Annotated in this window: 10 protein-coding genes and 1 rRNA gene; 4 read left to right on the top strand and 7 right to left on the bottom strand. The window is 69.3% G+C overall.

Annotated elements, in window-relative coordinates:
* Nucleotides 1–197: 197 nt before the first annotated feature.
* Nucleotides 198–1,811 carry a DUF438 domain-containing protein gene (locus tag V6B97_RS16470; RefSeq protein ID WP_333507616.1) on the bottom strand — a complete coding sequence of 538 codons (1,614 nt, stop codon included), beginning with the start codon at nt 1,809–1,811 and terminating at the stop codon, nt 198–200.
* Nucleotides 1,812–2,292: 481 nt separating this feature from the next.
* Here V6B97_RS16470 and ettA point away from each other — a divergent pair, with 481 nt between their 5' ends.
* From ettA to V6B97_RS16455, 3 genes are all read left to right on the top strand, one after another.
* Nucleotides 2,293–3,975 carry an energy-dependent translational throttle protein EttA gene (gene ettA, locus V6B97_RS16465; protein WP_333507615.1) on the top strand — a complete coding sequence of 561 codons (1,683 nt, stop codon included), beginning with the start codon at nt 2,293–2,295 and terminating at the stop codon, nt 3,973–3,975.
* Between the two features lie 223 nt (nt 3,976–4,198).
* Nucleotides 4,199–5,209 carry a hypothetical protein gene (locus V6B97_RS16460; RefSeq protein ID WP_333507614.1) on the top strand — a complete coding sequence of 337 codons (1,011 nt, stop codon included), beginning with the start codon at nt 4,199–4,201 and terminating at the stop codon, nt 5,207–5,209.
* 190 nt (nt 5,210–5,399) lie between these two features.
* Nucleotides 5,400–5,777, top strand: coding sequence for a hypothetical protein (locus tag V6B97_RS16455; protein ID WP_333507613.1), 378 nt, complete (start codon nt 5,400–5,402; stop codon nt 5,775–5,777).
* A gap of 262 nt (nt 5,778–6,039) precedes the next feature.
* Here the strand turns inward: V6B97_RS16455 and V6B97_RS16450 are convergent, their stop codons facing one another.
* The 6 genes from V6B97_RS16450 to V6B97_RS16425 all read right to left on the bottom strand — a co-directional run bounded on the left by V6B97_RS16450 (nt 6,040) and on the right by V6B97_RS16425 (nt 15,258).
* Nucleotides 6,040–6,972 (bottom strand): magnesium transporter CorA family protein, encoded by a 933-nt coding sequence (locus tag V6B97_RS16450; RefSeq protein WP_333507612.1) that lies wholly within the window; start codon nt 6,970–6,972, stop codon nt 6,040–6,042.
* Nucleotides 6,973–7,110: 138 nt separating this feature from the next.
* A complete protein-coding gene (locus V6B97_RS16445; RefSeq protein WP_333507611.1) occupies nt 7,111–7,239 on the bottom strand; it encodes a hypothetical protein in 129 nt (42 codons plus the stop codon).
* 605 nt (nt 7,240–7,844) lie between these two features.
* Nucleotides 7,845–8,381: a DUF1499 domain-containing protein gene (locus V6B97_RS16440; protein WP_333507610.1), complete on the bottom strand. Its 537-nt coding sequence runs from the start codon at nt 8,379–8,381 to the stop codon at nt 7,845–7,847.
* A gap of 137 nt (nt 8,382–8,518) precedes the next feature.
* Nucleotides 8,519–9,100, bottom strand: coding sequence for a TetR/AcrR family transcriptional regulator (locus tag V6B97_RS16435; RefSeq protein WP_333507609.1), 582 nt, complete (start codon nt 9,098–9,100; stop codon nt 8,519–8,521).
* A 276-nt stretch (nt 9,101–9,376) separates the two neighbouring features.
* Nucleotides 9,377–14,323 carry a response regulator gene (locus tag V6B97_RS16430; protein ID WP_333507608.1) on the bottom strand — a complete coding sequence of 1,649 codons (4,947 nt, stop codon included), beginning with the start codon at nt 14,321–14,323 and terminating at the stop codon, nt 9,377–9,379.
* Nucleotides 14,324–14,610: 287 nt separating this feature from the next.
* Nucleotides 14,611–15,258 carry a tetratricopeptide repeat protein gene (locus V6B97_RS16425; RefSeq protein ID WP_333507607.1) on the bottom strand — a complete coding sequence of 216 codons (648 nt, stop codon included), beginning with the start codon at nt 15,256–15,258 and terminating at the stop codon, nt 14,611–14,613.
* A gap of 610 nt (nt 15,259–15,868) precedes the next feature.
* On the opposite strand from V6B97_RS16425, the gene V6B97_RS16420 reads away from it, so the two are divergent.
* Nucleotides 15,869–15,991, top strand: a 16S ribosomal RNA gene (locus tag V6B97_RS16420); the annotation flags it as partial.

Raw genomic sequence — 15,991 nt, 5'->3', positions numbered from 1 at the left:
CCCCCCCCCCCCCCCCCCCCCCCCCCCCCCCCCCCCCCCCCCCCCCCCCCCCCCCCCCCCCCCCCCCCCCCCCCCCCCCCCCCCCCCCCCCCCCCCCCCCCCCCCCCCCCCCCCCCCCCCCCCCCCCAAGAATTTGGGTTTGTCAGCAGTCTCAGCCCGGCGGAGGCCACCGGGCTTTCGGATGCGGGACGCGCCGCTCAGCTCCATTCCAGCAGGCGGCGCTGGCCGGTCAGGGCGCGGATGTCCGTGACGTCCTGCGATACCTCCAGGCAGCCAAGGTAGGTTTTGTCGGTGTCGCGCACCGCGAAGTAGCGGATGTGCAGGAACCGCCCGCCCAGTTCGATCCAGAATTCGGCGGAATCCCGCTCGCCGCTCTTGAACCGGGTCAGGATGTCCTCGACCATGTGCACGGACTTGGGCGGATGGCAGTTGCTCACGTTGCGCCCGATCACCGCCGCGCTGCGCGGAAAGATGCGGTGCGGCACGTCGGAATAGTAGGCCACCCGGTCGTCGGCGTCCACGAAGCTGAGGTCCACCGGCAGGCTGCGCAGCATCTGGTTGAGCACGTTGGGGGCCAGCGCGCCGGTATCCAGTCGCACCAGTTGCGCATCGCGCGCCTGTCCGGCAGAAGCGGCTGCCGGGGCGGCCCCGGCGGGGTCCGCCGCCTGCGGCGTCCATTCGTCGCCGGGCGTCACCCAGGCGTAGCCGATTTCGTCCTCGCCGTGGCGCACCCGCGCCCACTGGGCCTCGCTCAGCGATTCCAGGGCCATGGGGAAGAGCACCTTCTCTTCCTTGTACACCATGTCCTTCACGGCCTCGGCCGCGTCGCGCGCGGCCAGCGCGGCCGCCGTGGCGGCCAGGTTTTCCAGGGCCGCGCGGGCGGCCTTGAACAGGGCGCGGATGTCGTCGTGCACCTCCCACATGACCTTGGGCGGGGCCTCGATGCCGTTTTCCTCCAGCAGGGGGAACAGCTGGTTTTCCTTGCGGGTGTAGTGCACCTCGATGCGGGCCAGGTCTTCCAGCAGTTCCTTGACGTAGCGGCTGCTGAACGACCAGGCCATCTCGTCGATGGGCGAGGTGCGGTCGCCGGGGGTGCGGTGCATGCGGTCCACCTGGGCGATGATCTCGTCGGCCAGTTCCATGGCCTTGGCGTTCTCGTCCATGTAGGTGCGCACCGGGTGCCCGGCGGGCGCGGAAACCGCCGGGGCCTCGTCCAGCGCGCCCTTGAACAGGTCCACGTGCAACGAGCACAGGCGCTTTATCTCGGCCTCGGGCAGGCCCTCGGCCACCATGGCCTGTTCCAGCCGGGCGATGTCCCCGCCGGAGATGTCGCCCACGGCGGCGGCGAAGCGCGCCTTCAGCGCCGCCGGGTCCGCCCCGGCGTGCAGTTCGCGGATAAGTTCCTTCAGGGTGTTCATGCGCGCGGTGTCGGAAAGGGCGGATGCGGGCGCTGCGGATGCCTGCCCCGCGTCGCATGGCGTGCCGCAGGTGGTGGCGCAGGGCGATGCCTCCGCCTCGGGGGCGGGTTTGACGCCGGGCTTGGCGGCGGTGCCGGGCGCGCCCTTGGGCACGATGGTCACGGCCTCGGCGGAATGGTCCAGCACGGCGCGCGCGATGTGCAGCATCAGGCCGTTGACCTCCAGCCCGGCGATGTCCGCCGCCTGCTGCAACGTGGCCACCCGGCCCAGCGTGTTGCGCAGCAGCGGGTTCTTCAGCTTGGCGAAGGCGGGCGCGAAGTCGGCCAGCACGTCGATGAGGTAGGGACGTTCGGTGACAAGTTCGTGTATGGACGTGGACGGGGCGAGATGCATGGGGCCTCCCGTGGGGTTTTCGTGTGTCCGGCATGAACCGGGCGCGGCTGCGCCGTGCGCCGGGCCTGTGCGTTCATGGTAGGGCCGGGCGCGTCCATGTGCCGTGACGGGCGTCACGCCGACCAGCATAGCACGGATGTTTCCGGAGCGGCAGGGGGGTGGGGTCCCCGTCACGGCGCATGGACGCGTTCCGGAATGCCGCCCCCGCGCGGCGCGGCATCCCGCGCGGCCCACCCGTATGCTCCATCCCGCGCGCCCGCGCACTGGACAAAATCCCCGCGGTCTGCAAAAGCACAAGGGCCGCGTTTCGTCGGCATATCCCCGAACACGGCGAACGGAGCCGTTTCCGCACGCCCGCCCGCGCGGCGCGCCAGGCGCGCGCCGCATCCGGCGGCGCCGGGCGGCCCGGCTCCCCGAAGCCAGACGACAACTCCGACCAGACGATAACCCGACCGGACAACAACCCCGAAAGGCGGACGCAATGAGCAACGAACCGGACAAGATCATCTATTCGATGATCCGCGTCACCAAGCGCCACGGCCAGCGCGAGGTGTTGAAGGACATTTCCCTCTCCTACTTCTACGGCGCCAAGATCGGCGTGCTGGGCCTGAACGGCTCGGGCAAGTCGTCGCTGCTGAAGATCCTGGCCGGGGTGGACCCCAACTTCGACGGCAAGACCGTGCTCGCGCCGGGCTTCACCATCGGCTACCTGGAGCAGGAACCGCTGGTGGACGAAACCCGCACCGTGCGCGAAGTGGTGGAAGAGGGCGTGCAGGACGTGGTGGACCTGGTGAAGGAGTTCGAGGAGATCAACGCCAAATTCTCCGAGCCCATGGAGCCGGACGAGATGGACGCGCTCATCGAACGCCAGGGCAAGGTGCAGGAGCAGATGGACGCCAAGGGCGCCTGGGACCTGGACGCCCGCCTCGAAATGGCCATGGACGCCCTGCGCTGCCCCCCCGGCGACACGCCCGTGTCGGTCATCTCCGGCGGCGAGCGCCGCCGCGTGGCCCTGTGCCGCCTGCTGCTGCAAAGCCCGGACATCCTGCTGCTGGACGAACCCACCAACCACCTGGACGCCGAATCGGTGGCCTGGCTGGAACGCTTCCTCCAGACCTTTCCGGGCACGGTCATCGCCGTCACCCACGACCGCTACTTCCTGGACAACGTGGCCGGCTGGATCCTTGAACTGGACCGGGGGCGCGGCATTCCGTGGAAGGGCAACTATTCCTCGTGGCTGGAGCAGAAGGAAAAGCGCCTGCAACAGGAAGAAAAGTCCGAGGTGGAGCGTCAGAAGACCCTCCAGCGCGAACTGGAGTGGATCCGCATGTCGCCCAAGGGCCGCCACGCCAAGGGCAAGGCGCGCATCAACGCCTACGAGGCCATGCTGAGCCACGAAAGCGAAAAGCGCGCCCCGGACCTGGAAATCTACATTCCGCCGGGACCGCGCCTGGGCAAGGTGGTCTTCGAGGCCACGGGCCTGTCCAAGTCGCTGGGCGACCGCCTGCTGATGGAAGACGTGAACTTCATCATCCCCGCCGGGGCCATCGTGGGCATCATCGGCCCCAACGGCGCGGGCAAGACCACCCTGTTCAAGATGCTGGCGGGCGTGGAAACGCCCGACGCGGGCGAACTGAAGACCGGCGAGACGGTGCAGGTGGCCTTCGTTGACCAGAACCGCGATTCGCTGACCCCCGGCAAGACCGTGTACGAGGTGATCAGCGAAGGCTACGAGACGGTCAGGCTGGGCGCCCGCGAGGTGAACGCCCGCGCCTACTGCTCGCGCTTCAACCTGATGGGCCAGGACCAGCAGAAGAAGGTGGACGTGCTGTCCGGCGGCGAACGCAACCGGGTGCACCTGGCCCGCATGCTGAAGTCGGGCGCCAACGTCATCCTGCTTGACGAACCCACCAACGACCTGGACGTGAACACCATGCGGGCGCTGGAAGACGGCATCGAGAACTTTGCGGGCTGCGTGCTGGTAATCAGCCACGACCGCTGGTTCCTGGACCGCATCGCCACGCACATCCTGGCCTTCGAGGGGGATTCCAGCGTGGTGTTCTTCGACGGCAACTATTCGGAATACGAGGAAGACCGCAAGAAACGCCTGGGCAAGGACGCCGAGCAGCCGCACCGGATCAAGTTCCGGAAACTGACCCGTTAACGGGCGGGACAGCCTGCGGATGCGGCACCCGCTGCGCGCGGCTGGTCGGCGGCGCGCAGCGCCGCGCCGAGCGAGGCGGACTCCGCCTGCCCGCACGGCTTGAAGAAGTCTGGCAGCAGCCGCCATTCACGGACGCCACGGCGGCCCCGGAATGGCGGCTGCATGCGGCTGGACGGCGGGCACGCCGCCGAACCCGGATTCGACAGGTCACCATGGTGGATGCATGAACATCGTCTTCGTGTTCGAAAAAGAGGTCAGGACGCACTTCAACCGCGTGACCGTCAACATCCGGGGCGACATCCATCGCCAACGGCCGTTGCTGTGGCGCGGCTTCGCGCGGCTGTATCACGACGTGTACGATGGGTTCGACATGGCCGATGCGGCCGTGATGCGCCATGTGGACCAGTGCTCGCCCAGCGTGCTGATGCGCACCTTCATGCATGCCGACCTGGTGTCCAGGCGTGGCGGAGAAGGCCACGACATCGGATGCACCAACCTCAAGACCATCAGGAATTCCATCGTCATCGCGCACAAGAACATCATCAACCGCAAGCGGTTGCTGCGGCAGTTCAAGCGCAACGGCAACATCCTGCTGGTGGACATCATCGACGGCGGCCCGAAACCGGGCAGCGCCGAATTCTACGACGGCATCATCTGCTGCTCGCAGAAGGCGTACGAATACTATGCGCAGGAATGCCCGCGCATCCCGGTCTATTTCGTGGCCCACTGCACCGACCCGCGCATCGGGCAGGTGACGCCCCCCACGGACAGGTTCGCGCCGTACTATTTCGGCGCGCCCAAGAACCTGCTGCTGTTCGACGCCATCAAGGACATGCTGGGCATCGTGTACACCGACACCCGCGACGTGCCCAACCACGACTGGTACAAGCGTCTCAACGAAGCCAACTTCCACTACGCGGTGCGCCCGCAGATGGGCGAACGCGTGTTCAAGCCATTCATGAAAGGCATCATCGCCGCCACTTGCGGCGTGAACATGCTGGTCCACAAGGACGACGGCGACGCGCTGCATTTCCTGGGAGAGGACTATCCCTACCTGATTCGCGAGGACATCTCCGAAGACGTGGTGCTGCGCTACATGCGCAAGGCGCGCGATACCTTCGGCAAGGAGGAGTGGGCGTACGGCCTCCAACGCATCCTCAGCCTGCGGTCGGTGTTCAGCCCGGACGCCATCGCCCGGCAGTTCTGGGACATGATCGACCGCTGCTCACGCTGAGGCCCGCCACGTCCCGCTACATCCGGCCACGCCCGCCACATCCGGCGGCGTCCTTCCCAGTTCGGCATGCACACCCCTCCGCTTGCGCGGAGGGGCGTTTCTGCTAGGCTGGGGGCAAGGCGGCGGACCCTTCGGGGGCCGCGCGTCCGCCGCCTTCCTTTGCCACGACGGCCCCGGCAAGGAGGTGCCCATGACCCGACAGGTTTCGTTCACCCGGCTGGAGCAGGCGCAGTTGCCCGGCTTCCGGGAACGTCTGGACCGCGCCGAATCGCCCGACGAGGTGCGCAGGTTCTTCGCCGAAACCATGGCCACCCTGCTGTCCGACGCCCTGGGCACGGCGGGGGCGGTGCGATACGACGACGTGGCCCTGTCCCCGGACGCGGCCGACGGGTACGAGCTGACGCCGGCGGTCCGGGCGGTGCAGGGCTTTGCCGGAATATGGAACGATTCCGATCTGCCGCGCATCGTGGGCGACTTCGCCCGCGTGGCCGAGAAGCGTTTCCGGCACTTGGCTGGCAACCCGGAGCGCACCGAGGCCAAAACCCGGCATAAGGACGGCAAGCGCTAGGGGCTATTTCTAACTTGTCCTTTCGCCCGTTGGCTGCGTCAAACTTCGCCTGCCATTTCTGTCAAATACGATAAGAGTATGTTCCCTCATGGCAGGCTCGTTTTCCTTGCCAACGAACGAAAACCCTAAGTTAGAAACAACCCCTAGGGGCTGTTTCCCTTTCGCCGCGTTTCCCCTTTCGCCGCAAACGAACGACGCCCCGCACGGACCGGTCGGACCGGCCAGGCGGGGCGTTTCGCCGTTTCGGGCGGGCGGCGCGCGGCTACAGCCAGCGCTTCTTGATGAACACCAGCCAGGCTGCCAGGCACAGCCCCACCGTCCCCCCGGAGACGATGCCGAAGGCATAGGGCGAATCGTGCAGGGGGGTGTCTATGTTCATGCCGTAGATGCCGGTGATGATGTTGGGGATCATCAGGATGATGGTGAACCCGGTCAGGAACTTCATCACCGTGTTCATGTTGTTGGAAATGATGGAGGCGAAGGCGTCCATGGTGCTGGAAAGGATGTCGCTGTAGATGTTGGTCATGCCGATGGCCTGGCGGTTCTCGGTGATGGCGTCTTCCAGCAGGTCGCTTTCCTCTTCGCTGATGCGCAGCGTGCGGGCGCGCAGCAGCTTTTCCATGATGATGTCGTTGGCCTTGAGCGACGTGGCGAAGTACACGAGGCTCTTTTCGATGTTCAGCAACTCGATCAGTTCCTGGTTGCGCGTGGACTGCTGCAACCGCTGCTCGATGAATGCGCTGCGCCGGTTGATGTCCTTCAGGTCGTTCAGATAGGCGATGGCGGTTCGCTGCAACAGGTGGATGGCCAGGCACAGGCGGCGTGCCGTGTCCATGGTGCGCACGCGACCATTGATCAGTTCGGTGACGATGTCGCGCGGCGCCCGGCACACGGTGACCACGGCGGTACGGGTGATCACGATGCCGATGGGCAGCGTCACGTAGGGCACGCGCGCATCGGCGGCGTTTTCCATGGGCACGCGGATGACCAGCAGCAGCACGCCGTCCTCGTGCTCCAGCCGGGCGCGTTCGTCGGCGTCCAGCGGGTCGGTCAGGTGGTCCAGGGGAATGCCCAGCAGCACCGAGGCGCGGCGCAATTCCTCGTCCGAGGGGTTGGAGAGGTTCACCCAGCAGTCGGGTTCGATGTGGTCCACGGGCGTCAGCACGCCGTCGATGGTCTTGTGAATGGTGAACACGGCAAGGCTCCTTGCGTCCGTTCCGGGGTGCGGTCTGGCGCGCGGCGCATGCCGCGCGTGCCGGGAACAGCCGCGCGCCGCGTCATGACCCGATGCGGGGGGATCAGGGCAGGGCGCGGCGGCGGAAGCAATGGAGCATCACGAGTACGGGTCCGCGGAGCGGGCCACGGAAAGCATGCGACGGTGCATCCGGCAGCGGGCGCGCCGGATGGAACGGTCGGAAAGCACGGAAGATGCGGAAAGCAGGGAAAGCGGTGTGCGGAACATGGTCCACCTCCGGGGGCGCGCAGCGCCGCCGGGCGGACCGGGAGGGGATCAGGCCCGGACGTGACGGCGGCAGCGGCGCGGGTGCGTCGTTGCGAGACGGTGCGATGCGACGGGGCATCTACTACTGTCGCCGGAATCCACGTCTGTGCTCCTGTTGGGGGTGCGGGCGGGCCGTATGGCCGCCGCCTGCGTGTGCCGTGGCACGTCGCGGGGTCTGCTTTACGCCCGTGCGGGCCGCTTGGCAATGGGAAATACGATGGAGGCAGCGGGCAAGACGACCCCTAGGGGCTGTTTCCAAATCAGGATTTTCGTTCGTTGGCAAGGAAAACGAGCCTGCCATGAGGGAGTGCGGCAGCCGTTAGGCGAGCTTGCGAGCCTTACGGATGGCGACCGCAGCGCATACTCTTATCGTATTCGACCGAGCCTTAGCCGTTAGGCGAGCGCGTAGCGCGAGTCTTACGGATAAGGACAGCAGAGCTATGGCAGGCGAAGTTTGACCGCGTTGCGCACGATGCCCGTAGGGCTCGCAAGCTCGCCCAACGGGCACGCTTCGCGCCCTTCGGGTCGGTCAGCCAACGGGCGAAAAGACAATTTAGAAACAGCCCCTAACGCGGCAGGCCCAGAAAACGCCGCCGCAACTGCTCCGCCCGGTCCCGGTTGACGCCGAAGTCCCACCAGCCGGAACGGGCGGCCGAGCGCAGATGCACCACCGAGGCTTCCGGGTCGGCCACGCAGACCACGTCGTCGATGAAGCCGAAGACCTTGCTGCGGCACTGGGCGCGCACGGTCAGGCCGTCCATCTCCACCACGGTGCAGCCGGGCAGGGCGCCCAGGGCCACGGCCAGGCGGCGCATGGCGGGCGCGGCCTCGCCGGTGAAGGGCAGGGGTTCGATGTACTGCCCGTCGCGCACCGCCCCTTCGGCCTGGGTGATGACGCAGTTGGGCCGGTCGGGGCAGGCGGGCAGGCGCACCGGCTGGACAGGCCGATCCGGCTGCGCCGCATGGGCGGGGCGGGCTGGCCACAGGGGCCATGCGGGCCAGGCGCCCGCCGCCAGAAGCAGCAGAAGCAGCAGGGCAGCGGGATGGTGGAGGATGGACGCGAACATGGCGAACATGGCGGACATGGTGGATATGGCGGACATGGGGGACACCTCCCGTCGGGGCGTGGCGCTGGGCGGCGGCTTGGGCCGTGGTCGGAAACCGGGCGGAGGCCGCCGCATGACGAAGGGCCGCCCCGTATGCGCGGAACGGCCCCGTGGAAAACGGCGCGGAGGTTCCGCTACGGCTTCAGGAAGCGGCTGACGTTGTCGATGACGTTGCGCAGCAGGTCGTCGGTGGGTTCCACGAACTGGAAGTGGATGGTGCGCACGATGCCCACCATGATGCCCACGATCATGCACGCGGTGTCCTCGACGTTGATGTCGGCGCGCACCGAGCCGTCCTTCTGGCCGTCGCGCAGGGCCACCAGCAGGTATTCGTTGAGGTAGGTGTAGATTTCCTTGATGGCCAGGAACACGTCGTCGTTCCGCTCGCCGTAGCGGGTGGGCGCGTCGCGGAAGATCAGGCAGAACTCCATGCGGTTCTTCTTCACGAACACGTAGAACGACTTGATGATGGAGACCACCTTCTCCACGCTGGTCTCGGGCGCGCGCACCTCGAGGTACTTCTCGATGTCGCTGATGAGCTGATCCTTCACGTTGCGGATCAGGGTGAGGAAGATGTCGTCCTTGGTCTTGAAATGGCGGAAGATGGTGCCTTCCGCCACGCCCGCCTCCTTGGCGAGGAGGCTGGTGGGGGTGTTGTTGAACCCGCGCTCGGCAAACAGCTTGGCGGCGGTGAGCAGGATGGTGTCGCGCTTCATGTCGGAATCCTTTCAGTGTCTGCCGCGATACGGCAGAAGCGAGGAGTGAACGCTCAAACGAGAGAAGGCTAACTCCACTCCCGAGCGGTGTCAACGCCGGTGTGGGGCGCACGGGCAATCGATGGAGGATTGCGTGGTATTCAGGGGTGTTCTACCCCCTGCCCGCTACGCGGATATCCGGCGGAAGCAGGGAGTCCGGGGCAATGCACTACCCCGGCCCATGGGCGGACGGGGGCGATGCCCTGTGCCGGGCCGGTCCGGAACGGACGGCCGGGCTCAGGAACGTCGGCCGCCGTGCCCGCCGCGCGAGGCCAGGGCGATGCGGTTGCGTTCCACGGCGGCTTCCAGTTCGGGCAGCAGGTCGCGCACGGCCTCCATGTCGTCGGCGGTGGCGGCCCGCTCCACGCAGCGGGCGATGCGTTCCAGCACCCGCAGACCGAAGCTCTCCGCCTTGCCCGCGATGCGCGCCGCCGCTTCCTGCACGGCAAAGGTGCTGCCGTCGGCCCGGCCGCGCCGGGCGTCGTCCAGCGCCGCGTCCAGGGTTTCCAGCAGGCCGGGGATGAACGGCTCGATGTCGTCGCCCATGTGGCCGTGCGGTTCGGGCCGTTGCGGCGGGAAGGGGCGGGCGGGGGCGGCGTCGGCCCGCACCGCGCGATCGTCCCGTGCGGGCTGGGCCGGGGCACGCCGCCTCGTGTCGTCATCCGGCGTCTTGGCGCGGTCCGCGCTGCGCCCCAGATGCACGGCGATGCGTTCCGCGATGCGCTCGGCAAAGCTCTTGGCGGGCGCGGCCTGCTGAGGCGTGGCGGACTGAGCGTATGATGGGGCGTACGATTGGCCGGGCGGGGCCTGCTCCTGAGCGGGGCGGGGCGGCGTCTGCCCCACCATGGGGGCCTGCCCCGGCTGGGGCCTGGTGTACTGCATCTGCGGCGGCAGGGGCTGCGCGGTTGGGGCCGGTTGCTCGGTGGGCCATGCCGGGGCCGCTTGGGGCTGCGCGGAAACCGCCGGTCCTGTGGCTGCCGTGCCAGTCGTGCCAGTCGGGGCAGACGCGGCCTGTGCAGTCTGCGCGGGCGGTGTGACTTGTGCGGCCTGTGCGGCCGGGGCGGACGCGGCAGGCTGGACGGGCTGCTTGGGCCGGTAGCCGGGGCGCACTTCGGCCGACAGGTCGCGGATGGGCCTGGGATCGTGCGGTTGCGGCTGGCGCCTGTCCTGATTTTTGTCCGGGGTTCCGTCCGGCGTGCGCTCCGTCGCGGGGGCCTGGGGCGCGGCGCGCTGGCCGTGCTGCTGGGCACGCTGGGCGCGTTCCCAGCGCTCCAGCCGCGCCGCCGCCCCGTAGGACGACGAAGCGCTGGGACCGGCGTGCGTGGAGGCCCGGTGCGGTTCCATGGGCATGGGCTCGCCCACCCATTCGCCGTCGGCGGCGGAGGGCTTGCGCACCACGGCGGCTGCACCCTCGGGGCTGCCGCCGGTGCTCAGGCCGGTGCGCTCCTGCCGTGGCGTGGCGATGGCACCGCCCGCAGTCGCCTGCGATGCGGGGGAGGATGCCACGGGCATGGGCTCGCCCACCGACTCCTCGAAATCGTCATCCCAGGCCGGGGCGGCGGCGGGGGCGCTGATCGGGCTCGCCATCGCAGCGTCCGCCGGAGCGCCCGGCACGGCAAGGGACGGAGCCGTGGCATCGCCAGTATCACCGGCGGACTCGAAATCCGCTGTGTCGGTGACGATGAGGTCCAGAAGCGACCCGCCTTCGGGCAGCGGTTCGCCCCCGTGCGGCGCCCCGGTCGCCGGTGCGGCGACGGATGCCGGGGATTCGTTCCGGGCGGCGGGATCGACGTGCGGCACGGCGAAGATGTCCGCACCGAACAGGTCGGGCAGTTCCACGGCCGCGTCTTCCGCCGTCCCCGGCGCTGGTTCGAGGGATGCGCCGGGTTCCCCACCGGGGTCGCCATGGCCGGTGGCGTCGTGCGTTGCCGCGCCGCCCGTGCCGTCCGCCCCGTCGGGCCCGTCAGGCAGGTCAGTCAGGTCGGGCAGGTCGGGCAGGTCAAGTCCGGGCAAATCTGCGGGGGGCTGCTCCGGTCCGCTCTCCACGGGGCGGTCCCACGGGTGCCAGGCGGTGGGTTCGCCCACCACCGGTTCCAGGGGATCCAATGCCCCGCCCGCTTCGGCCCTGGCGTCGGCCTCGTCGGGCAGTTCCGGCAGCGCGCCGTCTTCCGCGCCGGCCAGGAACAGGTCGGGCAGTTCCGCGAAGTCCGGCGGCGCGGCGTGGGCGTCGTCCAGGTCATCGTACGGCATGGCGGCAGCGGCAGGGCCGTATCCCGCGTATGCGGACAGTGACGGCTCCGGCTCGGCATGGGGCGGGGCCAGCCGTTCCACGGCGGCGCGCAGGCCGCTGCGGGTCAGGGGTTTTTCCAGCGTTTCGGTGCACCCGGCGGCCAGCATGCGCTCGGCCTGGGCCTCGTTCGCCACCAGCGCCAGCACCGGCACGGGAGCCAGGTCGTGCTCCTGCTCGAAGCCACGGATGGAGGCCACGGCCGCCACGATGTCGTCCTCGGGCATGTCGCCGTCCATGATGACGAGGCCCGAGGGCGCGCGCCGGTACAGGATGCCCGCCTCGGTGGCGCCGCGCGCCTCCAGCGGCGCATGCGGCAGCCCTTCCAGGAAGAAGGCCAGCAACTGGCGGTTGCTGGGCACGTCGTCGGCCACGATGACCTGCAACGGGCGGCGGGGCACCACCGGCCCCAGATGCAGGTGGTCCGCCGCCGTGACGGCGTCGGGCGCGGGCCGGGCCACGCGCAGGTCGTCGGTCAGGTCCACGCCCACGAAGGGGCGCGGGGCGGTGGCGTCGCCCGAAAGGGCCACCAGCCGCGCGGTAAACGAAATGGTGGTGCCCTGGCCCCGGCCGCTTTCCACGGTCAGGGTGCCCCCGGCGGCGTCGGCCATCTCCCAGGCGCGGGCCAGCGCGCTGACGCTGCGCTTGTGCGGCGGCGCTCCCGCGCCGGAATCGCTGACGGTGAACAGCAGGTGGCCGGGGTCGGTGCTGTCGGGCACGCGGCGCACCGACATGTGCACCGAGCCCTTGTCCGTGGACCGCACCGAGCTTTCCGCCAGCAGGCGCAGCAGTTCGCCAAGTTGGGCGGCATCTCCCTCATACAATTGCGAAAGATGGGGCGCCATGAACCACGAGATGGCCAGACCCTTGCGTTCCGCGCGGTCGGCCACGGCGTCGTGGGCGTCGCGCAGCATGCGTTGCAGGTCGAACACGGCCCGGCGCGGCGCGGTGCGCTGCGGCGCGGCCACCCGGCCCAGGTCCCCGGCGATGGACGCCAACTGGCGTCCGGTGGCGGCCACGGCCTCGGCGTGGCTGCGGGCGGCCGGGGGCAGCGCGCAGTTCTCCAGGCCGTCCAGTTCCTGCAACATGGCGTCGATGGGCGCCAGCAGGGCTTCTTCCATGCGGGCCAGGGCCAGCGGGTCGAAGGCCGCATCGGGGGACAGGCCGGAACCGGCGCGGGGCATGTGGTCCCCGTCCGGCCCGAAGCCGGTGGCGAAACCGGCGGACTCCGCCGCGGCGGCGGCGCGGGCAAGGCGGCGCGAGCCGCGCGGCGCGGGGGTATCGCCCAGTTCGGGCAATACGTCGCCAAGGGAAAGTTCCAGCGGTTCCTCGGGCGCAGACCCGCCGCCGTTGCCGTCATCGCCGCTGTCGCCACCGTCGTTGCCCATGAAGGCAGCCTCGTTCGGCATGGCCGGCGTGCGCGGGGACGGGGCCGCCCCGCCGCGCAGTTCCTCGGGCGAGATCAGGCGCAGGGCGGGCTCGTCGGCCAGCGGGTCGTCCAGGTCGGGGCGCTCCGCCGCCGGGCTTTTGCGCACGCGGTAGCCGCGCCCGCCGGTCAGGGCGCCCTCGGCCTCGGCCGGGCGCGGGGTGCCGGTGCCCGCCACCAGCAGGGCCAGCAGGGCCAGGCCCCACAGCGGGGCCGTGGAAAGCCACACGGCGGGAGCCGGAGACGCCAGCCCCGCGACGCCCACCCCGGCCCCGGCCAGCGCGGCCAGGCACCCGGTGAGGAACCGGCGCGAACCGGGCAGCTTGCGGAACTTGCAGGCCAGGGCGGCGGGCAGCACCAGCACCAGCAGCAGCGGCCACAGCGCCAGCAGCCGCGAGGCCCAGGCCATGCCCGGCACCAGCGGCAGCAGGGCCAGCACGGCCCCGGCCAGCGAGACCACGCGCAGTTGCGTGTCGGCGCTGGGCGCCTGCTCGCGGGTGCGCAGCAGGTGCCGTCCCACGTGGGGCAGCAGCATCAGGGCCAAACCGGGCGCCAGCACGCCGGGCAGCCCGCGCAGCGGCACGTATCCGGCGGGCGTGGGCGGCTGCCCGGCCACGGCCTGGATCAGCACGGCGGCGGCGAACAGGCTGGTCCACAGCCGCCATTCACCCCGTTCGAAGACGCCGCGCAGCAGGCACAGGGCCAGCACGGCCACCAGCGCCCCGATCACCAGGGGACGGGCCAGGGCGTCGTTGTTGGCTGCGGCGTTCTGGGCGGTGCGCAGCATGGGCGCGAACCACGGCCCCGGCACGCCGTCCAGCTTCACGTACACCGGCACGGGCTTGCCCACGGGGTCGGGCAGGGTGAACACGTTGCCGCCCTCGGGGTCTTGCGGCTGCCATTCGTTGGGTTCGCCTGGCTGGTTGCGTTTGGCCAGGAACAGCGTGGCGCGGCCGGGCAGGTCGCGGCCCAGATCCAGCAGCAACTGACGGTTTTGCCCGTCGGCGGGGCGGGGGGCCAGGGTCAGGCGCAGCCAGGTGGAGCCGGAGCGGAACAAAGGCAGACCGTTGCCCAGCGGGGTGAACCCGGCCTGATGCGAGGGCGAGAGCAGTTCGTCCACGCTGAGCGCGCCGGTGGGGTCCACCAGGAATTCGATGAACGGGGCCAGCGGCTGGGTGGCCAGCAGCGACGAGGTGTCCAGCGAGCGGGTGGCGTTGGAAGACGCGGGCGCGGCGCTGGTCTGGCCGGCCCCTGTCTGGTTGGCCCCGGCCTGGGGGGCGCCGGGCGCGGCCGTGGCGGCCAGCGTGGACGTGACCGGCCATGCCGCAAGGCAGCAGGCCAGCAACAGCCAGGCGGCCACGCGGGGCAGGATGGCACGGGGGCCGGAGAAATGCGGGCGGAACGACGGGACGCGGGGCGCGGGGACGCGGGGCGAGCGTGGGGCCGAAGCGATGGTCGGGGCGTGCGGCATGGTTCCGTGGGCGCGCGGGGCGCGCGGGTTGCGTGTTGACCGTGCGCGGCGCGGCGCCAGGGCCGCGCCCCGTCGGACCATAGCGCACTTCGGCATGGGGGGCGAGTGGAAATCAGGGCCCGGAACGGCAGGCTGGACCGCGCGGTTGGCCGGGCGTAAGGGGGATGGCCGCGCGCGGGAACGTCAGTGATCGGGGCCTGTGACGCGTATCCGGCCGCAAGCGAAAAGCGCGCGACGGCACCTGGCCGCCGCGCGCATCCGCACGGTGTGACGGGCGGGTGCCCGTCCTACTTGCTCTGCTGTTGCAGCGACTGCATCATCTCCTTCAGCGGCTGGCCGTTGGGGGCCTTGGCGTCGGGGTTGATGGCCAGCAGTTCGCGCCACGCCTTCATGGCCTCGTCCTTCCGCTCCAGGTCGAAGTACAGCACGATGCCCTTGTTGAAGCGGGCGATCTGGTGCTTGGGATTGGCGGCGATGGCCTTCTCGAAGGTGGCCAGGGCGCGGTCGTGCTGGTGGTCCTCGCGGTACATCACGCCAAGGTCGGTCAGCACGTCGGGGTCATCGGGCTTGAGCGCCAGCGACTTCTCGTAGGCGGGGATGGCCTTCCTGGGCTGGTCGGTGTCGAAGTACAGGTGCCCCAGCTTGGTCCACGCGGCCACGTCGTTGGGGTCCTTCAGCACGGCCTGCTCCATTTCCAGGATGCGCCCCATGATCTCGGGCGATATCTGGCTGGCCGCGCCGTTCTGGGCCTGCTGGCTGGGGGCGGACACGGCGCGCTTTTCCTGCGCGGGCGCGGGAGAATACATGCTCGCCGCCTGCACGCCAAGGAACGCGCCGACGATCAGCGCCACGGCCACGGCCATGTACATGGTGGACTTGCGGACGTACGCGCCGTCCTGCTGCTGGCGGCCTTGCGCCCGGTGTGTCTGCGACATGGATGCTCCGTTCATATGTAGGGAAAGTGTGCGGCCGGGGGCGGCCGGGGGCGGCAGGACAGGCGGTCCGCGCGGTCCGGTCAGGTGGGCAGTGTTACCCGCGCGAGGCGCTTCCGGCAAGAGGCGGGGCGGAAAGGGGACAATTGTCGCACCGATTGCGCATAATTAATCCTTGATAAGTTGAATGGTTGTGAGGATATTTCGGGCGTCGCGCAAAAACCGTGTTGACACCTGCCCGCCTCATGCCCTAGATACCCCCTTCGCCGCGACCGATTGCCCCGGCCACTTCGGGCAGAGGCAAACGGACACGGCACCGCTCTTTCAGCCGGATCAACAGGTTGCCGCTTTCCGGATTCCTTTGATGGGGTCCACGGGGTCTTCGGGAAAAAACGAAGAAAACGAAAAAAGCGGTTGACACCTGGCGGGGCGCTGGGGCATACATGCTCCTCGCCGCGACGGGAAGCCCCGGCGGGGCGGCGGTCCTAAGGGGCCGGGTTCATGACGGGTTCTTTGACAAGTAAATAGCGAGTCGGGAAGGAATCAGCCTTTACGATAAGTAATCAATCGTGCGGGTGTCCCAAGTACGGGGCGTTCGTGCGACTTCAGTTTTCAACTGGAGAGTTTGATTCTGGCTCAGATTGAACGCTGGCGGCGTGCCTAACACATGCAAGTCGTGCGTGAAAGGGCTTCGGCCTGAGTAAAGCGGCGCACGGGTGAGTAACGCGTGGATGAT

The sequence above is a fragment of the Nitratidesulfovibrio sp. 1201_IL3209 genome (genome assembly GCF_036763125.1).
GTDB lineage: Bacteria > Desulfobacterota > Desulfovibrionia > Desulfovibrionales > Desulfovibrionaceae > Cupidesulfovibrio.
This window is presented reverse-complemented; position numbering and strand designations above follow the sequence as displayed.